Raw genomic sequence first — 17435 nt, 5'->3', positions numbered from 1 at the left:
GCGGCTGCCAGTGTCGCGAGGCGACCGAGCGTATCGGTCACCCGTCCCGTCACGGACCGGCCTGGCCGGGACGACTCCCGGCCTGCCCGGCCGGCGGCGCCCCAACCACTCGTCATGATCTCGCTTCGGGGCGCCGCTGGGGAGGAGCATAGGGCCGGTGCAGGGGGCGGGGATTACTTATTTGAAGGCGCTGTCCTGGCGCCCCGGCCACCGCCCAGCGGGCGGTCTCCCACCCTGGCAGGGGGGAGAGTGCGACTGCAGCACCCGTGTCCCGCGGCACCACCCCCTCCCCGACCCTCCCCACGCTGACGCGGGGGAGGGTGAAGAGGGCGTCGCGGGCTCCGGCGGGTGCAGGGACGCGTTGCGGCTGGTTCCGGCGGGTGCAGGGACGCGTCGCGGCTGGCGCCGGCTGGTGAGGCGAGCGTTGCGGCTGGCTCCGCCGGGTGATGGTGGCCGCTGCCGGCCTTGGCGGCACCATTGGGCCAAGCGCACCGGGGACACCCTCCCCCTTGTGGGGAGGGTTGGGGAGGGGGGCGCCCGCCCGCCGCGCGGGAGAACAGTCGCGACCGCACGAACGAGCTCCAACCGCCGGGCCCGGGCGGTCCCGCCGTCCCCTGGCAGGGCGGAGAGTGCGACTGCGGCACCCGGCCCGCGGCACCACCCCCTCCCCGACCCTCCCCGCGCTGACGCGGGGGAGGGTGAAGAGGGCGTCGCGGCTGGCTTCGGCGGGTGAAGGGAAGCGTTGCGGCTGGCTCCGGGGGGTGAGGCGAGCGTTGCGGCTGGCTCCGGCCGGTGATGGTGGCCGCTGCCGGCCTTGGTGGCACCATTGGGCCAAGCGCACCGGGGGACACCCTCCCCCTTGGGGGGAGGGTTGGGGAGGGGGCACCCGCCCGCAAGCCGCAAGGGGGAGGGAGGGCGGTGACTCGAGTATTTGGCGGCATCGACTCCCTCTGGCCCCCGCCCCGCGATTCGCGATAGACGCGTCGCATGTCGCGCACCACGCCCGGAACGCTGCTGCTCAGCCGCCTCGGCATCGGCTTCGAGCTCCACCCCTACGCCTACGACCCCGCGGCGTCGCGCATCGGCCTGCAGGCAGCGGCGGCGCTCGGCATCGATGCCGCGCAGACCTTCAAGACGCTGATGGTCGAAGTCGACGGCCGGCCCGCCTGCATCGTCGTGCCCGCCGACATGGAGGCGAGCATGAAGAAGGTGGCGGCCTGCTTCGCCGGCAAGGCGGCGGCGATGCTGGCCGTGCCCGACGCCGAGCGGATCACCGGCTACCGGGTCGGCGGCATCGGCCCCTTCGGCCAGAAGCGGACGTCCCCGACGGCGTTCGACGAGAGCATCGCCCTGTTCGAGCGCATCTACGTCAATGCCGGGCAGCGCGGGCTGCTGCTGAGCCTTGCCCCGGACGACGCCGTGGCGGCCGCCGGCGCCGTGATCGCCGACCTTACCGCCTGAACCGGCCCTCAGGCGGCGAGGCTGGTCCTCGCGTCGACACCCAGCATCAGGTTCAAATTCTGCACGGCGGCGCCGGAAGCCCCCTTGCCGAGATTGTCGTAGACGGCGACGAGCAGCGCCTGCGCCCGCGCGTCGTTGGCGAAGACGTGCAGCCGCATGCGGTTGGTGTCGTTGTAGCTTTCGGGGTCGAGTTCGGGCGTGCGCTCGAGTTCGGCGAACGGCGCCACCTCGACGAAGCCGCCAGCGAGGCCGGCATAGTGATCGGCGATCGCGGCGTGCAGTTCGGCCCCTCGCGGCACCCGCGCCAGCGCGCCCAATTGCAGCGGCACGCACACCACCATGCCCTGGGCGAAATTGCCCACCGCCGGGGTGAACAGCGGATCGCGTTCGAGCCCGGCATAGGCCCTGAGTTCGGGCAGGTGCTTGTGCCTGAAGGTGAGCCCGTAGAGCATGAACTCGACGGCGTCCTCGCCCTTGGCCCGATAGTCCTCGATCATCTGCCTGCCGCCGCCCGAATAGCCGGAGATGCCGTTGACCGTGACCGGGAAATCGGCGGGCAGCAGGCCGGCCTCGACGAGCGGCCTGAGCGTCGCGATGGCGCCCTGCGGCCAGCAGCCGGGATTGGCGACGAAGCGGGCCGCGGCAATCGCCTGCGCCTGCGCCCGGCTCATCTCGGCAAAGCCATAGGCCCAGCCCTCGGCGACCCGGTGTGCGGTCGAGGCGTCGATCACCCGCGTCGCCGGGTTGTCGATGAGCGATACGCTTTCCCTGGCCGCCTCGTCGGGCAGGCAGAGAATGGCGACGTCGGCTTCGTTCAGCAGCCGCTTGCGCTCGGCGAGGTCCTTGCGCCTCTCGGGGGCGATCGAGAGCAGGTCGAGGTCGCGCCGGCCGGCCAGCCGCTCGCGGATCTGCAGGCCGGTGGTGCCCGCCTCGCCATCGATGAAGACCTTCGCTGCCATGGCTGCCTCCTGCTGTGCGACCCTCAATGTAGCGCTTCGCCGCCGGGTTCCAAGCGGCGCGGTAATGGACCCCCGTGCCGGCCCCGTCAAGCGCGGCCCCTTGTGGCCGCGGCCGCGGCCGGGTAGGCCTGTGCCGGAACGGAACCACAGGAAGTGACATGACCCCGCACAATCATGCGAGGCCCGGCGACTACGCCGAGGCCGTGCTGCTCCCCGGCGATCCGCTGCGCGCCAAATGGATCGCCGAGACCTTCCTCGCCGACCCGCGCCAGGTCAACGCCGTGCGCAACTGCCTCGGCTATACCGGCACCTGGCAGGGCAAGCCGGTGAGCGTGCAGGCGACCGGCATGGGCCAGCCCTCGCTCGCCATCTACGTGCACGAGCTGATCAATGTCTACGGGCTCAAGACCCTGATCCGGGTCGGCACCTGCGGCGGCCTCAACGCCCGCGTCAAGGTGCGCGACCTCGTCCTCGCCCAGGGCGCCTCGACCGATTCGGGCATCGTCAAGGACGGGTTCGGCCACTTCGCCTTCGCCCCGCTCGCCGATTTCGGCCTGCTCAGCGACGCCGCCGCCCGCGCCCAGCGGCAGGGGCTCACCGCCCATGTCGGCAACATGCTGTCGAGCGACATCTTCTACCACCGCGAGCCCGGCCTTGCCGGCTATGGCCTCCTGCCCGCGCACGGCATCCTCGGGGTGGAAATGGAAGCGGCGGCGCTCTATACGCTCGCCGCCCGCTTCGGGGTACGGGCGCTGGCCATCTGCACCATGACCGACTGCCTGATCACCGGCGAGGAGATCGACGCCGAGGCGCGGCAGAGTTCGCTGCGCGACATGGTGGCCCTCGCCCTCGACGTGGCCGTGGCCGCGGCCTGAGGCGGCACGGGGCACGGCCGCCGCGCCCGTCGGGGCGGCTGTGCATAACCCGTGCTCGCAAACGATTGCATACGCGGTTGTGACCGGGGGTGAAGCGTCCTGCCACAATGCCGTCGCACTGTGCCTTCTGGCTGTGAAACCAAAGCGAGCCTGCTGCGTTCGGTTGAGGTGGGAGGCCTTGGAACATGACGCACACGACGCACACCCTGACGCGCCACCGCGACATCCAGGCCTGGGTCCTCGCCCGGCGCGGACTCCCGGCCATCCGCCGCACGCCCAACGAATACGGGCAGCTGCGGCCGCGCCTCACCCTGCGCTTTTCGCCGGCCCGGCCGGCGCCGCCGACGCTGCCGCCGCAGGATGAGGGGCTGAGCCCGGTGTCGTGGTCGGCCTGGCTGGCCGAGTTCGACCGCCAGTGCCTCGGCCTCAGGATCATCGACCCGGACGAGCCGTCCTTCGAGTTCGTCAAGCTGACCGAGTTGAACTAGCCCGCCCGGTCCCGCCGGCCCGGTCGCGGCGCGCTCCCTGCCGGCGTGGCGGTGGCGAGCGGATGCTCCGGCATGCCGTCGCCGGCGCTCTGGCCGCTGACGCAGACGCGGTTCCGCCCCGCCTGCTTGGCGTCGTACAGGGCCGCGTCGGCGCGCCGCCTGAGATCCGAAAGCTGCTCGTCGGGCCGATGCTGGACCACCCCGAAACTGGCGGTGAGGCGCGTGCCGTCCGGCATGCCCTCGACCGGCAGCGTGGCGAAGGCGCCGCGCACACTCTCGGCGAACAGCCGCGCGCCGGCGAGATTGGTGCCCGGCAGCAGCGCCACGAATTCTTCCCCGCCCCAGCGCGACAGCACCGCGCGCTCCGGCCCCACCGCCCGCAGCACCGAGGCGAAGGCCTCGATCACCCGGTCCCCGGCGTCGTGGCCGAAGCTGTCGTTGATGCGCTTGAAATTGTCGAGATCGGCCGCCACCAGCGCCGCCGGCATGCCGCCCTTGCGGCTGCCCTGGATCGCCGCCTCGGCCCGCGCATCGAAGCCGCGGCGATTGTAGAGCCCGCTCAGCGCATCGGTTTCCGAGCGCATGGTGATCTCGACCAGCATGTCGCGCACCAGCAGCATGAGCATGAGCAGGCCCGAGCCCACCTGCAGCACCGCGCCGAAGGACTGCGAGTAGAGGGCGTAGTCGGTGTCGATATAGGCCTGCGGTGCCACCCCCGGCCCGCCGGTCACCACGGCGAGCAGCGGCTTGGCCAAAAAATGCACGGCGCTGAGCGCGAACAGCGACGCGAGCGCGACGTCCATCGCCTGCCGCCGCCCGGAGCGCAGAATGATGGCCGCGCCCACCGCCTGCAGCAGCGCATAGGGCGCCTGGTAGGTCAGCATGCGCAGCAGCGACGGCCGGCCGAGCTCGTAGGCGAGATGGTTGAGCAACACGAACGCCGCGCAGGCGCCGAGCAGCAGGCCCCACGGCACCTCGCGCCCGTAACGCCGGGCGATGCCGACCGTGACCGCCGCCACGGCGCCGAGGAAAGCAGCAAAGCCGCAGTCATAGACCAGCCGCGGGTCGGCCTGCGACGGCAGCGCGAACTCGAACAGCAGGTAGGCGATGCCGAAGCCGTAGGCGAGGGCGAACCAGCGGGCGACGCGGTCGGACGTGTTGCTGACGGCGACGATCGCGAAGGCCGCCGTGAACAGGGCGGCCACCGACAGGTTGATCGCGAGAATGACGCCCGCGCTACTCATAGACTACCCCGGGGTTGCACGGCGGGCACATTAGGTGAGGCCCCTGAAGGAAGGGTTTAACCGTTGCCGGCGCCGGCCGGAAGGCCCGCAACGGCCTTGCGGAAGTGTCCCGGCGACGGCATTCTTGGCGTGGAGCCATCGGCAGCGATCCTCGCCGATCCGGCCAGACCAGGGGAAACGATGTCGAAGATCCTCACCAAAGCCCAGGATATCCGGCAGTGGGTGGAAGCCCGCGGCGGCTATCCGATCCTGCTCGAGACCCCCGACGGCACGCGCAGCCGTACCCTGCTGCAGCTCACCTTCGGCCAGCATTTCCTCAACTCCGACGAGAACGAGGGCCCGGATCGCCCGGGCGGCTACGAACTGGTGAGCTGGGACGAGTGGCTCGCCGAGATGGACCGGCAGGGCCTCGCCCTCAAGGTCTCGGACGACCCTTCCGGCGGCAACGAGCAGGAATACCAGATCGTGGCGCGCAGCGAAGGCTGACCTACTCCTCGGCGGCGGCTTCGATCGCCTCCATGTCGGCGTCGGAGAAGCCGAAATGGTGGCCGATCTCGTGCACCAAGACGTGCGTGACGATCTCGCCCAGCGTCTCGTCGCCATGCTCGGCCCAGTAGTCGAGGATGGGGCGGCGGTAGAGCCAGATGCGGTTGGGCAGTTGCCCGGTGGGCGGGGTGACGCCGAGTTCGTGCCGGCCGACGCCACGGAACAGGCCCATGAGGTCGAACTCGGAGTCGATGCCGAGCTCGTCCAGCGTCTCGTCGTCGGGAAAGTCCGCGACGGCGCACGGCACGCCCTCGACCAGGCCGCGGAACGGCTCCGGCAGCGCCTCGAGCGCGGCGCGGGCCATGACCTCGAAATCATCGAGCGAGGGCGCAGCGCGGCCGGACCAGTCGGTCATGGCCGCAGGCCGGATGGCGGGCGGCGCGTGGCCGTTGGTACGAACACCACGCCGCCGGCCTTCACTGCCCCGGCCACTCCCGGATGTCGACGAAATGGCCGGCGATCGCCGCTGCCGCCGCCATGGCCGGCGAGACCAGGTGGGTACGGCCCTTGAAGCCCTGGCGCCCCTCGAAATTGCGGTTCGAGGTCGAGGCGCAGCGCTCCAGCGGCTTGAGCTTGTCGGCATTCATGGCAAGGCACATCGAGCAGCCCGGCTCGCGCCATTCGAAGCCGGCGTCCTTGAAGATGCGGTCGAGCCCCTCGGACTCGGCCTGGGCCTTCACCAGCCCCGAGCCCGGCACCACCATGGCGTTGACGCCCTCGCGGACCTTGCGGCCATCCACCACCTTGGCGGCGGCCCGCAGATCCTCGATGCGGCCATTGGTGCAGCTGCCGAGGAACACGCGGTCGATGCCGATGTCGGTGATCTTCGTGCCCGGCTTGAGCCCCATATATTCGAGCGCCCGCCACTTGCTCGCCCGCCGGTTGGCGTCGGCGATGGCGTCGGGGTCGGGGACGACGCCGGTGACCGAGACCACGTCCTCGGGCGAACTGCCCCACGACACGATCGGCGGCAGCCGCGCCGCGTCCAGGCGCACTTCCTTGTCGAACTGGGCGCCCTCGTCGGTATAGAGCGTCCTCCAGTAGGCCAGCGCCATCTCGAGCGCCTCGCCCCGGGGCGCGCGCGGCCGGCCCTGCACATATTCGAAGGTCTTCTCGTCGGGGGCGATCAGCCCGGCCCGGGCGCCGCCCTCGATCGACATGTTGCACACCGTCATGCGCCCTTCCATGGAGAGCGAACGGATGGCCTCGCCGGCATATTCCAGCACGTGCCCGGTGCCACCGGCGGTGCCGATCTCGCCGATGATGGCGAGGATGACGTCCTTGGCGGTGACGCCGGGGGGCAGCTGCCCGTCGACGGTCACGCGCATGTTCCTGGCCTTCTGCTGGATCAGCGTCTGGGTGGCGAGCACGTGCTCGACCTCCGACGTGCCGATGCCGTGCGCCAGCGCCCCGAAGGCGCCATGCGTCGACGTATGGCTGTCGCCGCACACGATGGTCATGCCCGGCAGGGTGAAGCCCTGCTCCGGCCCGACGATGTGGACGATGCCCTGGCGCTTGTCGAGCTCGTTGAAATACTCGACGCCGAATTCGGCCGCGTTCTCGGCCATGGTCTTGACCTGCAGCGCGCTTTCGGGATCGTCGATGCCGTGGCTGCGATCGGTGGTGGGCACGTTGTGGTCGACCACCGCCAGCGTGCGCTCGGGCGCCCGCACCCGGCGACGGTTGAGCCTCAGCCCCTCGAACGCCTGCGGGCTGGTGACCTCGTGCACGAGGTGCCGGTCAATGTAGATGAGGCTGGTCCCGTCTTCATTGTCGGCGACCAGATGGTCGTCCCAGATCTTGTCGTAGAGGGTCCGAGGTTTGCTCATTTGATGAGAGGGTCCAGCTTCAAACGGAATGCGCGCCGTTCTAAGCCGCCGCCGCCGCCGGGGTCAAGCTTGCGGCGGGACAAGCGGGCGTGAACGCGCGTGCCGCGCGACGCCCCGCTGCCTCTTGTCGCGCCGGCCGGCGCCGCCCGCCCACTCGACATTTGCCGCGGCAGGTCCCACTTTCCCCGGCACCGGATTGTGACGGAGTGGCTGAGCCGTGAACGAGGCGCCGACCTTCGAAACCAGGGCAGGCCTGCTGGCCAGGGCGGGGGAATTGATGGCGAGCGAGCCCAATTTCGCGCGCTTCCTGGCCGCGACCGTCGCCGCCACCGACCCCGAGGACCTTGCCGCCCTGGCGCCGCAGGCCGTCGAGCAACTGCTGCGCCGCTCCTTCGGGCGGCTGGGCCAGCGCGGCTACGCCACCCACCGGATCTATTTCGATCCCCCCGACCAGCCGGGGCAGCCCGAGGTCGTCGAAATCTTCTCGGCCGACATGCCGTTCATCGTCGACAGCGTCCTCGCCGCGATCCGCGCCAAAGGCGGCGTCGTCCGCTACCTGTCGCACCCGATCCTGCCCATCGACCCGGCGACCTACCGCGTGCTCGAGGCCCCGGCCGCGGGCAGCCGTCTCGAGAGCTTCATGCACATCCATATCGACCCCCTCGCCGGCGCCGAGGCGCGACGCGACATGCAGGCCGAACTCGACGGCGTGCTCACCGAGGTGGGCCGCGCCGTCGCCGGCTGGCGGCCGATGCTGGAGCGCGTGCGCCAGGTGGTGCAGGCCTGGCACGACACCCCGCCCAAGGTGATGCCGGCGGTGCTGGCCGAGGCCATGCACTTCCTGGGCTGGCTCGCCGAGCACAATTTCACCTTCCTCGGCATGCGCGAATACCGGCTCGAGGGCGAAGGCGACGGCCGGCAGCTGGTGCCGGTCGCCGACAGCGGCCTCGGCATCCTCGAGGATCCCGCCTTCCGCTTCCTGCGCTCGGGCCGCGACTATGTCGAGATGACGCCCCAGCACATCGCCTTCCTCGCCGACCCCGAGCCGGTGCTGGTGACCAAGGCCAATCTGCGCGCGCGGGTGCACCGCCGCACCCACATGGACTATGTCGGCATCAAGCTGTTCGACGAGCTCGGCCGTGTCGCGGGCGAACTGCGCGTCGTCGGCCTGTTCACCTCGCACGCGCTGGCCACCCCGCACGCGCAGGTGCCCCTGATCCGCAAGAAGCTTGCCGCCGTGCTGGAGCGGGCCGCCCACGACCCCAGCAGCCACGCCGGCAAGGCGCTGGCCAATACGCTCGACACCTATCCGCGCGACGAGCTGTTCCAGATTTCCGAGGACCAGCTCTACGAGTTCGCCACCACCATCGCCCAGCTCACCGACCGGCCGCGCGTGCGCGTCCTGTCGCGCGCCGACCGCTTCGACAATTTCGTCTCCATCCTGCTGTTCATGCCGCGCGACCGCTACGATTCCGACGTCCTGGCGCGCGTCGGCGACTACCTCGCGACGGTCTATGACGGCCGCGTCTCGGCCACCTATCCGAGCTTCCCCGAAGGCGAGCTGGTGCGCGTCCACTTCATCCTCGGCCGCAGCGGCGGGCCGACGCCGCGCCCGCCCCGCGACGAGGTCGAGGCCGACGTCACCGAGCTGACGCTGACCTACGGCGACCGGCTGCGGCGCGCCGCCGCGGACGCCGGCGCCATCGAGGATTTCCGCGAGGCGTTCTCGCCCGCCTACCAGTCGCGCCACACTCCCGAGGAGGCGCTGCGCGACATCGACATCATCAGGACGCTGGCCGGCGACGCCATCGAGCTGCGGCTGCGGCCCTCGCCGGACTCCAACGCCGTCGCGCTCATGGTCTATCACCGCGAGGCCCCGCTCGCGCTGTCCTACCGCGTACCGATGCTCGAGAATTTCGGCTTCCGGGTCATCGACGAGCGCACCTACACCGTGCACCCGCGCCACCTCGGCGAGATCTACCTGCACGACATGATGCTCGAGGCGGCGCCGGGCATGTCCCTCGCCGCAGAAGCGGCCGTCACCCGGCTGGAGAACGCCATCCTCGCCGTCTGGGGCGGCCTCGCCGAGAGCGACGGGCTCAACCGGCTGTCGGCGACCGCCGCCCTCAGCTGGTGGGACGTCGAGCTCCTGCGCGCCTTCACCCGCTATCTGAGGCAGGTCGGCATCGCCTTCTCGCGCAGCTATCTCATCACGGTGCTGGCCGCCCATCCCGACGTGGCGGCCGCGCTCGTCACCCTGTTCCACGCCCTGCACGACCCCGGCTTCGCCGGCCACCGCGAACGTGCCGCCCAGGGGGCGCGCGATACCATCGCGGCGGCGCTCGAGGCCACCGCCTCGCTCGACGAGGACCGCATCATCCGGCGCTACCTCAACCTGGTCGAGGCGACGCTGCGCACCAACGCCTACCAGCGCGACGGCGCCGGCGGCCGCCGCCCGGCGCTGGCGCTCAAATTCGATTGTGCGCGGCTCGACGAGCTGCCCGAGCCGCGGCCGTATCGCGAGATCTTCGTCTATTCGCCGCGCGTCGAGGGCCTGCACCTGCGCTTCGGGCCGATCGCCCGCGGCGGCCTGCGCTGGTCGGACCGGCCGGAGGATTTCCGCACCGAGGTGCTGGGCCTGGTCAAGGCGCAGCAGGTCAAGAACGCCATCATCGTGCCGGTGGGCGCCAAGGGCGCCTTCGTGCCCCGGCTCCTGCCTGCCGGCGGGGATCGCGAAGCGGTGCAGCAAGAGGGCACGGCGTGCTACGAGATCTTCGTCTCCTCGCTGCTCGACGTCACCGACAATTTCGAGGGCGACATGGTCGTGCCGCCCCCCGACGTGCGCCGGCGCGATGGCGACGACCCCTACCTCGTGGTGGCGGCCGACAAGGGCACCGCGCGCTTCTCCGACACGGCCAACGCGATCGCGCTCGATCGTGATTTCTGGCTCGGGGACGCCTTCGCCTCGGGCGGCTCGGCCGGCTACGACCACAAGCAGATGGGCATCACGGCGCGCGGCGCCTGGGAGGCGGTGAAGCGGCACTTCCGCGAGCTCGACCACGACATCCAGACCACGCCCTTCACCGTCGTCGGCGTCGGCGACATGAGCGGCGACGTGTTCGGCAACGGCATGCTGCTCTCCCCCCGGATCAAGCTGGTCGCGGCCTTCGACCACCGCGACATCTTCATCGACCCCGACCCCGATCCCGAAACCAGCCTGGCCGAGCGGGCGCGGCTGTTCGCGCTGCCGCGCTCGAGCTGGCAGGACTACGACAAGTCGCTCATCTCCAAAGGCGGCGGCGTCTACTCGCGCGCGCTCAAGGCGGTGCCGCTGTTTGCCGAGGCGCGCCGGGCGCTCGGCCTCGGCAACGAGGCCGTGACCCCCAACGAGGTGATCAGCGCCATCCTCAAGGCCGAGGTCGACCTGTTGTGGTTCGGCGGCATCGGCACCTATGTGCGCGGCTCCACCGAGGCCGACGCGGCCGTCGGCGACCGCGCCAACGACGCCGTGCGCGTGAGCGGCGGCGCACTGCGGGCGAAGGTCGTCGGCGAGGGCGCCAATCTGGGCGTGACTCAGCTCGGCCGCATCGAGTACGCGCTGGGCGGGGGGCGCATCAACACCGACGCCATCGACAACTCGGCCGGGGTCAATTCCTCCGACCTCGAGGTCAACATCAAGATCGCACTCGGGACCCTGGTGCGGGCCGGCCGGCTCACCATGCCGGTGCGCAACGAATTCCTCGCCGCGATGACCGACGAGGTCGCGGCGCTGTGCCTGAGGAACAACTACCAGCAGACGCTGGCCCTGTCGGTTGCCGAGCGGCGCGGCCTTGCCGCCCTGCCCGACCATCTGGCGCTGATCGAGACGCTCGAGCAGCGCGGCCTGCTGCACCGCGCGGTCGAGTTCCTTGCCGGCAGCGATGCCCTGAGGGCGCGGGGACGGGGACTGACCCGGCCGGAGCTGGCGGTGCTGCTCGCCTATGCCAAGCTGACGCTGAAGACCGACCTGCTGGCCGGCCCCGTGCCCGACGACCTCTATCTGAGCCGCGAACTCTACCGCTACTTCCCGGCCCGCCTGGTCGAGACCTTCCTCGACGCGGTCAGCGGCCATCGCCTGCGCCGCGAGGTGATCGCGACCGTCCTCGCCAACGCCATGATCAACCGCGGCGGGCCGGCCTTCGTCAACGCGCTGACCACCACGACCGCGGCCGACGCCGGCCAGGTCGCGGCCGCCTATGCCGCGGCCCGCGACAGCTACGGCCTGCCCGACTACAACGCCATGATCGACGGCCTCGACGGCGCCATCGCCGGGGGAACCCAGCTCGATCTCTATGCCGCCGTCGAATCCCTGTTGTCCGGGACGACGCTGTGGTTCCTGCGCAACGGCAATTTCGACGCCGGCCTGCAGCCGCTGGTCGAACGCTACGCGGCCGGGGTGGGCGAGGTGAAGTCCGGCCTGGCGAGCCTGCTGCCGCCCTTCCTTGCCGAGTCCGTTGCCCGCCGCGCCGCCGCCTTCGAGTCCGGCGGCGCCCCCCGCGACGTGGCGCGGCGCATCGCCGAACTCGGGGCCCTCGCCTTCGCTCCCGACATCGTCCTCGTCGCCGACCGCACCGGGGTGCCGGTGGGCGACGCGGCGGCCGCCTTCTTCGGCGTGCTCGAGCTGTTCGGCCTCGGCCGCATCATCGAGGCGGGCGGCGCCATCGTGCTCGCCGACCGCTTCGACCGCATGGCGCTCGACCGCGCGCTGGCCAATCTGGCGCGGGCCCAGCGCGACCTGACCGCCGACGTGCTCGCCTTCGGCGGCGGCCCGGTGGCGGAGCGGCTGGCGGGTTGGCACGCGACGCGGCGCGAGGCGATCGACCGCGCCATCGGCTCGGTCACCGCCCTCGTCGAGGGCGAGGCGACGGTGTCGCGGCTCAGCGTCGCCGCCGGGCTGCTCACCGATCTCGCCAGCAGCGCCTGACGCCGTTCATGGCGAAGGCGTGGCGCTCAGTCGGGCGTCGCCAGCTTCAGCAGCAGCAGGCCGGCGACGATCAGCCCCACCGCCACGAGCCGCAGCGGCGTGACCGCCTCGCCCAGCCACAGGATGCCGACGAGGAAGGCGCCGACGGCGCCGATGCCGGTCCACACCGCATAGGCGGTGCCCAGCGGCAGGCTCCGCATGGCGAGGCCGAGCAACACCACGCTGCCGAGCATGGCGACGAGGGTTACGGCCGAAGGCACGAACTGGCTGAAGCCCTGCGACAGCTTCATGGCGTAAGCCCATACCACTTCGAGCGCGCCGGCAACGAGCAGCAGCAGCCAGGCCACGGCGTCCTCCTCAGTGGCGGAAGTGGCGCATGCCGGTGAACACCATGGCGATGCCGGCCGCGTCGGCGGCCTCGATCACCGCCTGGTCGTTCACCGAGCCACCCGGCTGGATGACCGCCGTCGCCCCGGCCTCGACCGCGGCCAGGAGCCCGTCGGGGAAGGGGAAGAACGCATCCGAGGCCACCACCGAGCCCTGCGTCAGGGCTGCGCTCTCGCCGGCCGCCTCGGCCGCGTCCCGGGCCTTGCGGTGGGCAATGCGGCTCGAATCGACCCGGCTCATCTGCCCGGCCCCGATGCCCACCGTCGCACCGTCCCTGACATAGACGATGGCATTGGACTTCACGTGCTTGGCGACGATCGCGGCGGTCCTGAGATCGGCCATTTCCGCCGCGGTCGGCTGGCGTTTCGTCACCACCTTGAGCGCGCAGTCGTCGACGTTGCGGTTGTCGCGCGTCTGCACCAGGAGCCCGCCGGCGACCGAGCGCACCGTCAGCCCCTCGGCCTTCGGATCGGCCAGCGCCTCGGTCAGCAGCAGCCTGAGATTCTTCTTGTTGGCGAAGATCTGCATCGCTTCGGCCGTCGCCGAGGGGGCGACGATCACCTCGGTGAACACCTTGACGATCTCGGCCGCGACCTCGGCGTCGAGCGGCCGGTTGACCGCGACGATGCCGCCGAAGGCACTGACCGGGTCGGTCCGCAACGCCTTGCGGTAGGCCTCGGTCAGCGAGGTGCCGAGGCCCAGCCCGCAGGGGTTGGCGTGCTTGATGATGGCGACGGCCGCGTCCTTGGGATCGAATTCGCTGATCAGCTCGAAGGCCGCATCGGTGTCGTTGAGATTGTTGTAGGACAGGGCCTTGCCCTGGGCCTGCGTCGCCGTGGCCACGCCCGGCCGCGACTCGCCGGTGGCATAGAACGCCGCCCACTGGTGCGGGTTCTCGCCATAGCGCATGACTTCGCGCAAATGCCCCGGGAAACTGCGCCAGGGCACGTCGGCATAGTCGAGCTCGCGGGCAAACCAGTTGGCGATCACCGCGTCGTAGGCGGCCGTACGTGCATAGGCCTTGGCCGCGAGCTTGCGGCGCATGGCGTAGGGGACGCCGCCGCTCTGCCGGATGTGCTCGAGCACCTCGGCATAGTCGGCGGGGTCGACGACGACGGTGACATAGGCATGGTTCTTGGCGGCCGAGCGGATCATCGCCGGCCCGCCGATGTCGATGTTCTCGATGGTCTCCTCGTAGCTTGCCCCCCGCGCGATCGTCGCCCCGAACGGGTAGAGGTTGACCACCACGAGGTCGATCGGGGCGATTTCGTGCGCCGCCATCGCGGCCAGGTGGTCGGGCTTGTCGCGGACCGCCAGCAGCCCGCCATGCACCCTGGGATGCAGGGTCTTGACGCGCCCGTCCATCATCTCGGGAAAGCCGGTAAGCTCGGCGATGTCGCGCACCGCGGCGCCGCTGTCGGCGATCAGCTTCGCCGTGCCCCCGGTGGACACGAGCTCGACGCCGAGCCCGGCCAGCCCGGCGGCAAATTCACCGATGCCCGCCTTGTCGAAGACCGAGAGCAGGGCGCGTTTGACAGGGACGTGGTTGACGTCGGACATGGCTCACTTCCTCGCGCCGGATGGTTCGCGCGCTCGCTAGCACGCCCCGGGCCGGATGAAAACGCCCCTCAGTCCTCTTCGAGCGTAAAGATCCAGCTGATCTCCTCGGCATCGGCGGCCAGCGCCTCGAGCACGATCTGCCGGGTGCGGTGGAAGCCGAAATAGGCCGACTGGCGGACGCTGTCCTCGAGGCGCATGTCGGCGCCCTCCCACAGGAAGGTCCAGACGGCACCCGAATTGAGCTTCAGCCGGACGAGGTCCTCGCCCTCCATGACCTCGGTCTGGTGCGCCAGGTGGAAGCGGACGGCGCAGGCCCCCGAGACGCGGTGGCGCAGCCGGATCAGCCGGTCCTGCCCGACCAGCGTCTTGCCTTCCGAGAGCAGCGTCAGGCTGCGCTGTACCCGCAACCCGAAGCGGTCCTCGTAGCCGTGCGTGGTGATCGTCAGCGACTGGTCCTGGGCATCGGCCTCGATCTCCGCCGGGCCGCCCACCGGAAGCAGCCTGCCGGCGAGCGGGCCCGACGCCGGGATGCTGGCGGCCGACAGCGCATTGATGGTCGGGGCGGAGTGGGCGACCCCCTGCCGGAAGAGGTGGCCGCTGTCCTCCATCCCTGCCGGGGCGGGGCCGCAGTTGCACACGACCAGGTCGCGCCCGTAGCTGAATTCGAAGGCAAGCGCGCTGGCATGGGCGGTGCCGCCATATTCGGGTGGGGGCACGAGGCCGCTGTCGGCGACGACGATGGCCCGCCCGGCCACCAGGCGCCCGTAGCCGCCGGCCGCCCCGGTGGCCCGGGCCCGCGCCGGGCTCTGCGCCTGCACCGCGACGACGAGATCGTGCGGCATCTGCCCGGTCCCATTGAAATAGGCGGGCTCGCCGGTCCCCAGCGAGATGGCGTCGAGCGCCCGGTGCATGCTCTCGGCCAGTTCGTTGAATTCGTCGGCGTAGAGTTCCTCGCTGCGGCGCAGGGCCTGCTTGATGGTGATCAGTTCGATCAGGATCTGCATCTGCACCTTGGCGCAGCGCGACCGGTGCAGCCCATTGTCGTCGATCTGCTGGTCGAGCAGCCGGTGGACCCGCCGCAGGCGCGCCTTGAGTTCGATCTCGCTGCCCTCCCCGCACAGGCACACGCCGACCAGCGCGATGGCGGCCAGCAGGGCATCGACCGGTTCGGTGGCGAGCGCGCCGCGCACGCGCAGCGACTGGATCTGGGTGCTGAGCGAGCGGCCGATGGTGGCGGCCTGCTCCTCGCTCGCGCCTTCGACCAGGATATTGTAGTGCCGGAGCCAGTTGAGCACGCGCCGGGCACAGAGCGAGGGCGCCCACGCGACGCGGTCGAAGCCGCCGGACCGGCCGATCCAGTCGAGCGTGAGGGCCCGGGCGAAGCGCCGCTCGTCGTCGGTGCGGGCGTCGCGGAAATGGCGCAGCCAGGCGAAGGCCTGCAGGTCGTCGAGCCAGTCGCCGTGCTCGACCTCGACCGAGAAGGGCGACACGCCCTGGGTGTCGACCAGCTTGGACGCAAACAGATAACGCCCCTGCATCATCTCGATCACGGTTTCCCGGTCGGTCGGCCGGAATTCCCCCAGCGCGGCGACCCATTCGGCGCCAGTCGGACCCGTCCACGTCCACCTGACCAGCGGCGAGGTGACCGCGAAATCGGCGACCTGGCGCAGCGTCTGGCGCGCGAGGAACCGCAGAGAGTTTGCCAAGTCCTTGTTCCTCGTACCCTTTCAGCCCCTGCTCCCAATACGGTGCAGAACCGGCATTGCCAACCCCATGGGCAAGAAAGTGTTAACCAATCAGCGCCGGCGGAACCGCGCAATGAAGAATCCGTCGAGGCGATCGTCGCCCTCGCCCGCACCGCCGCCGATCGACATGCCGGGGTGAGTGCGGATGCTTCCGTCAGCCGAGCGCGCCGCCGCCGGCAGCCCCGGCAGCTCCTCGGGCCGCACCGGCAGCGGCGTCAGCTCGGGGTGCCGGCCGGCGATCCAGCGCAGCTGCTCTTCGCCCTCCTCCGGCTCCAGCGAGCACACGCAATAGACGAGCACGCCGCCGGGTTTGAGGCAGGCTGCCGCGTTGGCGATGAAGCGGCGCTGCAGCGCCACGCGGCTGCGGATATCGAGCGCGCTGCGATGCCAGACGACCTCCGGATGGCGCCGCAGGGTGCCGGTGGCCGAGCACGGCGCGTCGAGCAGCACGCCATCGACCGGCACCGCCGGGCGGAACGACGTGCCGTCTGCGGCGATGACGGTCGCAGCGTAGCGCAGGCGATCCAGGTTCTGCGCCAGCCGGTCGAGGCGCTGCCGGTCGATGTCGAGGGCGGTGACCGCGTAGCCGGCCCTGACCAGCTGCGCCGTCTTGCCGCCCGGGGCCGCGCACAGATCGAGGACGCCGGCACCGGCCGGCAGGTCGAGCAGCCGCGCCGGCAGCGCCGCGGCGGCGTCCTGCACCCACCAGCGTCCATCGGCATAGCCGGCAAGCTGGTCCAGCGGCCGGTCGCGCGCCTCGAGCCGCACCGTGCCGGGCAGAACCACGCGGCCGCCCAGCTCGGCGACGAGAGCCGGATCGTCGTCCTTGAAGGTCAGGTCGAGCGCCGCTCCGGCGAGCAGTGCCTCGGCGAAGCGGGCCGGGGCCTCCGGCCCGTAGATCCGCCGCCATTTGCGGGCCAGTTCATCGGGCAGCAGCGCCTCCCCCGGCAGCGCCCGCAGGGCCGCGGCCTCCGCCTGCGCCCGTCGCAGCACCGCATTCATCAGGCCCGACAGATGCCGCGACCGGGGGTCGCGCTTGCTTGCCTCGACGCCGAGGAACAGGGCGCTGTGATCGCCGAGTTCGGGCAGGAACAGCAATTGTGCAAGACTCAGCCGCAGCACCGCTTCGAAGCTGCCGCTCTTCGCGGGCAGGCCGCGCTGCAGCAGCCGGGCGAGAGCCCGGTCGAGGTGCCCGTGCCGGCGCAGCGCCGTGGTCACCAGCCGGTTGGCAAGGGCGCGGTCGCGCCCGTCGGGCAGGTCGGCAGCCGCGAGAGGGGCGAAACGCCCGCCTTCCAGCACCTGCTGGAGGCGGGACGCGCTTTTCAGCCGGAGCGCCAGGCCCGGCGCATGCCCCGGATCGGCCAAGCGCTCAGCCCCA

Annotated in this window: 13 protein-coding genes; 5 read left to right on the top strand and 8 right to left on the bottom strand. The window is 71.1% G+C overall.

Translation table 11 applies throughout. The annotated features are described in order from the left end of the window. Nucleotides 1-987 precede the first annotated feature (987 nt). Nucleotides 988-1461: a YbaK/EbsC family protein gene (locus VGD93_RS00580; protein ID WP_395008146.1), complete on the top strand. Its 474-nt coding sequence runs from the start codon at nucleotides 988-990 to the stop codon at nucleotides 1459-1461. Between the two features lie 8 nt (nucleotides 1462-1469). On the opposite strand, the gene argC is transcribed toward VGD93_RS00580, so the two are convergent. Continuing rightward, nucleotides 1470-2420, bottom strand: a complete 951-nt coding sequence (gene argC / locus VGD93_RS00575; RefSeq protein ID WP_395008144.1) for an N-acetyl-gamma-glutamyl-phosphate reductase — start codon at nucleotides 2418-2420, stop codon at nucleotides 1470-1472. A gap of 158 nt (nucleotides 2421-2578) precedes the next feature. Between argC and deoD the strand changes: the two genes are divergently transcribed. Together deoD and VGD93_RS00565 are read left to right on the top strand one after the other, a co-directional pair. Then, a complete protein-coding gene (gene deoD, locus VGD93_RS00570; RefSeq protein WP_395008142.1) occupies nucleotides 2579-3295 on the top strand; it encodes a purine-nucleoside phosphorylase in 717 nt (238 codons plus the stop codon). Nucleotides 3296-3480: 185 nt separating this feature from the next. Further along, a complete protein-coding gene (locus VGD93_RS00565) occupies nucleotides 3481-3783 on the top strand; it encodes a hypothetical protein (RefSeq protein WP_395008140.1) in 303 nt (100 codons plus the stop codon). Here VGD93_RS00565 and VGD93_RS00560 read toward each other — a convergent pair. Beyond that, nucleotides 3780-5027 (bottom strand): GGDEF domain-containing protein, encoded by a 1248-nt coding sequence (locus VGD93_RS00560; RefSeq protein ID WP_395008139.1) that lies wholly within the window; start codon nucleotides 5025-5027, stop codon nucleotides 3780-3782. The genes VGD93_RS00565 and VGD93_RS00560 overlap by 4 nt on opposite strands. 180 nt (nucleotides 5028-5207) lie before the next feature. On the opposite strand from VGD93_RS00560, the gene VGD93_RS00555 reads away from it, so the two are divergent. Continuing rightward, nucleotides 5208-5513, top strand: a complete 306-nt coding sequence (locus VGD93_RS00555) for a hypothetical protein (protein ID WP_395008137.1) — start codon at nucleotides 5208-5210, stop codon at nucleotides 5511-5513. Nucleotide 5514: 1 nt separating this feature from the next. Here the strand turns inward: VGD93_RS00555 and VGD93_RS00550 are convergent, their stop codons facing one another. Both VGD93_RS00550 and leuC read right to left on the bottom strand, forming a co-directional pair. Next, a complete protein-coding gene (locus VGD93_RS00550; protein ID WP_395008135.1) occupies nucleotides 5515-5928 on the bottom strand; it encodes a metallopeptidase family protein in 414 nt (137 codons plus the stop codon). Nucleotides 5929-5989: 61 nt separating this feature from the next. Further along, nucleotides 5990-7402, bottom strand: coding sequence for a 3-isopropylmalate dehydratase large subunit (gene leuC / locus VGD93_RS00545; RefSeq protein ID WP_395008133.1), 1413 nt, complete (start codon nucleotides 7400-7402; stop codon nucleotides 5990-5992). A gap of 217 nt (nucleotides 7403-7619) precedes the next feature. Here leuC and VGD93_RS00540 point away from each other — a divergent pair, with 217 nt between their 5' ends. After that, entirely contained in the window at nucleotides 7620-12365 is a 4746-nt protein-coding gene (locus VGD93_RS00540) for an NAD-glutamate dehydrogenase (protein WP_395008131.1), read from the top strand. Between the two features lie 26 nt (nucleotides 12366-12391). Here VGD93_RS00540 and VGD93_RS00535 read toward each other — a convergent pair whose 3' ends face one another. From VGD93_RS00535 to VGD93_RS00520, 4 genes are all read right to left on the bottom strand, one after another. Next, the gene (locus VGD93_RS00535; RefSeq protein ID WP_395008129.1) at nucleotides 12392-12712 is read right to left on the bottom strand and encodes a DMT family transporter; all 321 of its coding nucleotides are present in this window, start codon (nucleotides 12710-12712) and stop codon (nucleotides 12392-12394) included. 10 nt (nucleotides 12713-12722) lie between these two features. Further along, nucleotides 12723-14312: a bifunctional phosphoribosylaminoimidazolecarboxamide formyltransferase/IMP cyclohydrolase gene (purH, locus tag VGD93_RS00530; RefSeq protein ID WP_395008127.1), complete on the bottom strand. Its 1590-nt coding sequence runs from the start codon at nucleotides 14310-14312 to the stop codon at nucleotides 12723-12725. A gap of 68 nt (nucleotides 14313-14380) precedes the next feature. Next, nucleotides 14381-16018 carry a heparinase II/III family protein gene (locus VGD93_RS00525; RefSeq protein ID WP_395008125.1) on the bottom strand — a complete coding sequence of 546 codons (1638 nt, stop codon included), beginning with the start codon at nucleotides 16016-16018 and terminating at the stop codon, nucleotides 14381-14383. Between the two features lie 90 nt (nucleotides 16019-16108). Then, on the bottom strand, nucleotides 16109-17435 hold a 1327-nt coding region (locus tag VGD93_RS00520; RefSeq protein WP_395008123.1), incomplete at its 5' end, for an RsmB/NOP family class I SAM-dependent RNA methyltransferase.

Origin of the sequence: Devosia sp. (assembly GCF_036406155.1) — a bacterium.
In the GTDB taxonomy this organism is placed as follows: Bacteria; Pseudomonadota; Alphaproteobacteria; order Rhizobiales; family Devosiaceae; genus Devosia_A.
Note: the sequence above shows the minus strand (reverse complement) of the source record. Positions and strands in the feature narration are given on the sequence as shown.

Bases quoted from the DNA above. Each gene is read 5' to 3' on its own strand.
- VGD93_RS00580 (WP_395008146.1), top strand. From the start codon at position 988: ATGTCGCGCACCACGCCCGGAACGCTGCTGCTCAGCCGCCTCGGCATC.
- argC (WP_395008144.1), bottom strand. From the start codon at position 2,420: ATGGCAGCGAAGGTCTTCATCGATGGCGAGGCGGGCACCACCGGCCTG.
- deoD (WP_395008142.1), top strand. From the start codon at position 2,579: ATGACCCCGCACAATCATGCGAGGCCCGGCGACTACGCCGAGGCCGTG.
- VGD93_RS00565 (WP_395008140.1), top strand. From the start codon at position 3,481: ATGACGCACACGACGCACACCCTGACGCGCCACCGCGACATCCAGGCC.
- VGD93_RS00560 (WP_395008139.1), bottom strand. From the start codon at position 5,027: ATGAGTAGCGCGGGCGTCATTCTCGCGATCAACCTGTCGGTGGCCGCC.
- VGD93_RS00555 (WP_395008137.1), top strand. From the start codon at position 5,208: ATGTCGAAGATCCTCACCAAAGCCCAGGATATCCGGCAGTGGGTGGAA.
- VGD93_RS00550 (WP_395008135.1), bottom strand. From the start codon at position 5,928: ATGACCGACTGGTCCGGCCGCGCTGCGCCCTCGCTCGATGATTTCGAG.
- leuC (WP_395008133.1), bottom strand. From the start codon at position 7,402: ATGAGCAAACCTCGGACCCTCTACGACAAGATCTGGGACGACCATCTG.
- purH (WP_395008127.1), bottom strand. From the start codon at position 14,312: ATGTCCGACGTCAACCACGTCCCTGTCAAACGCGCCCTGCTCTCGGTC.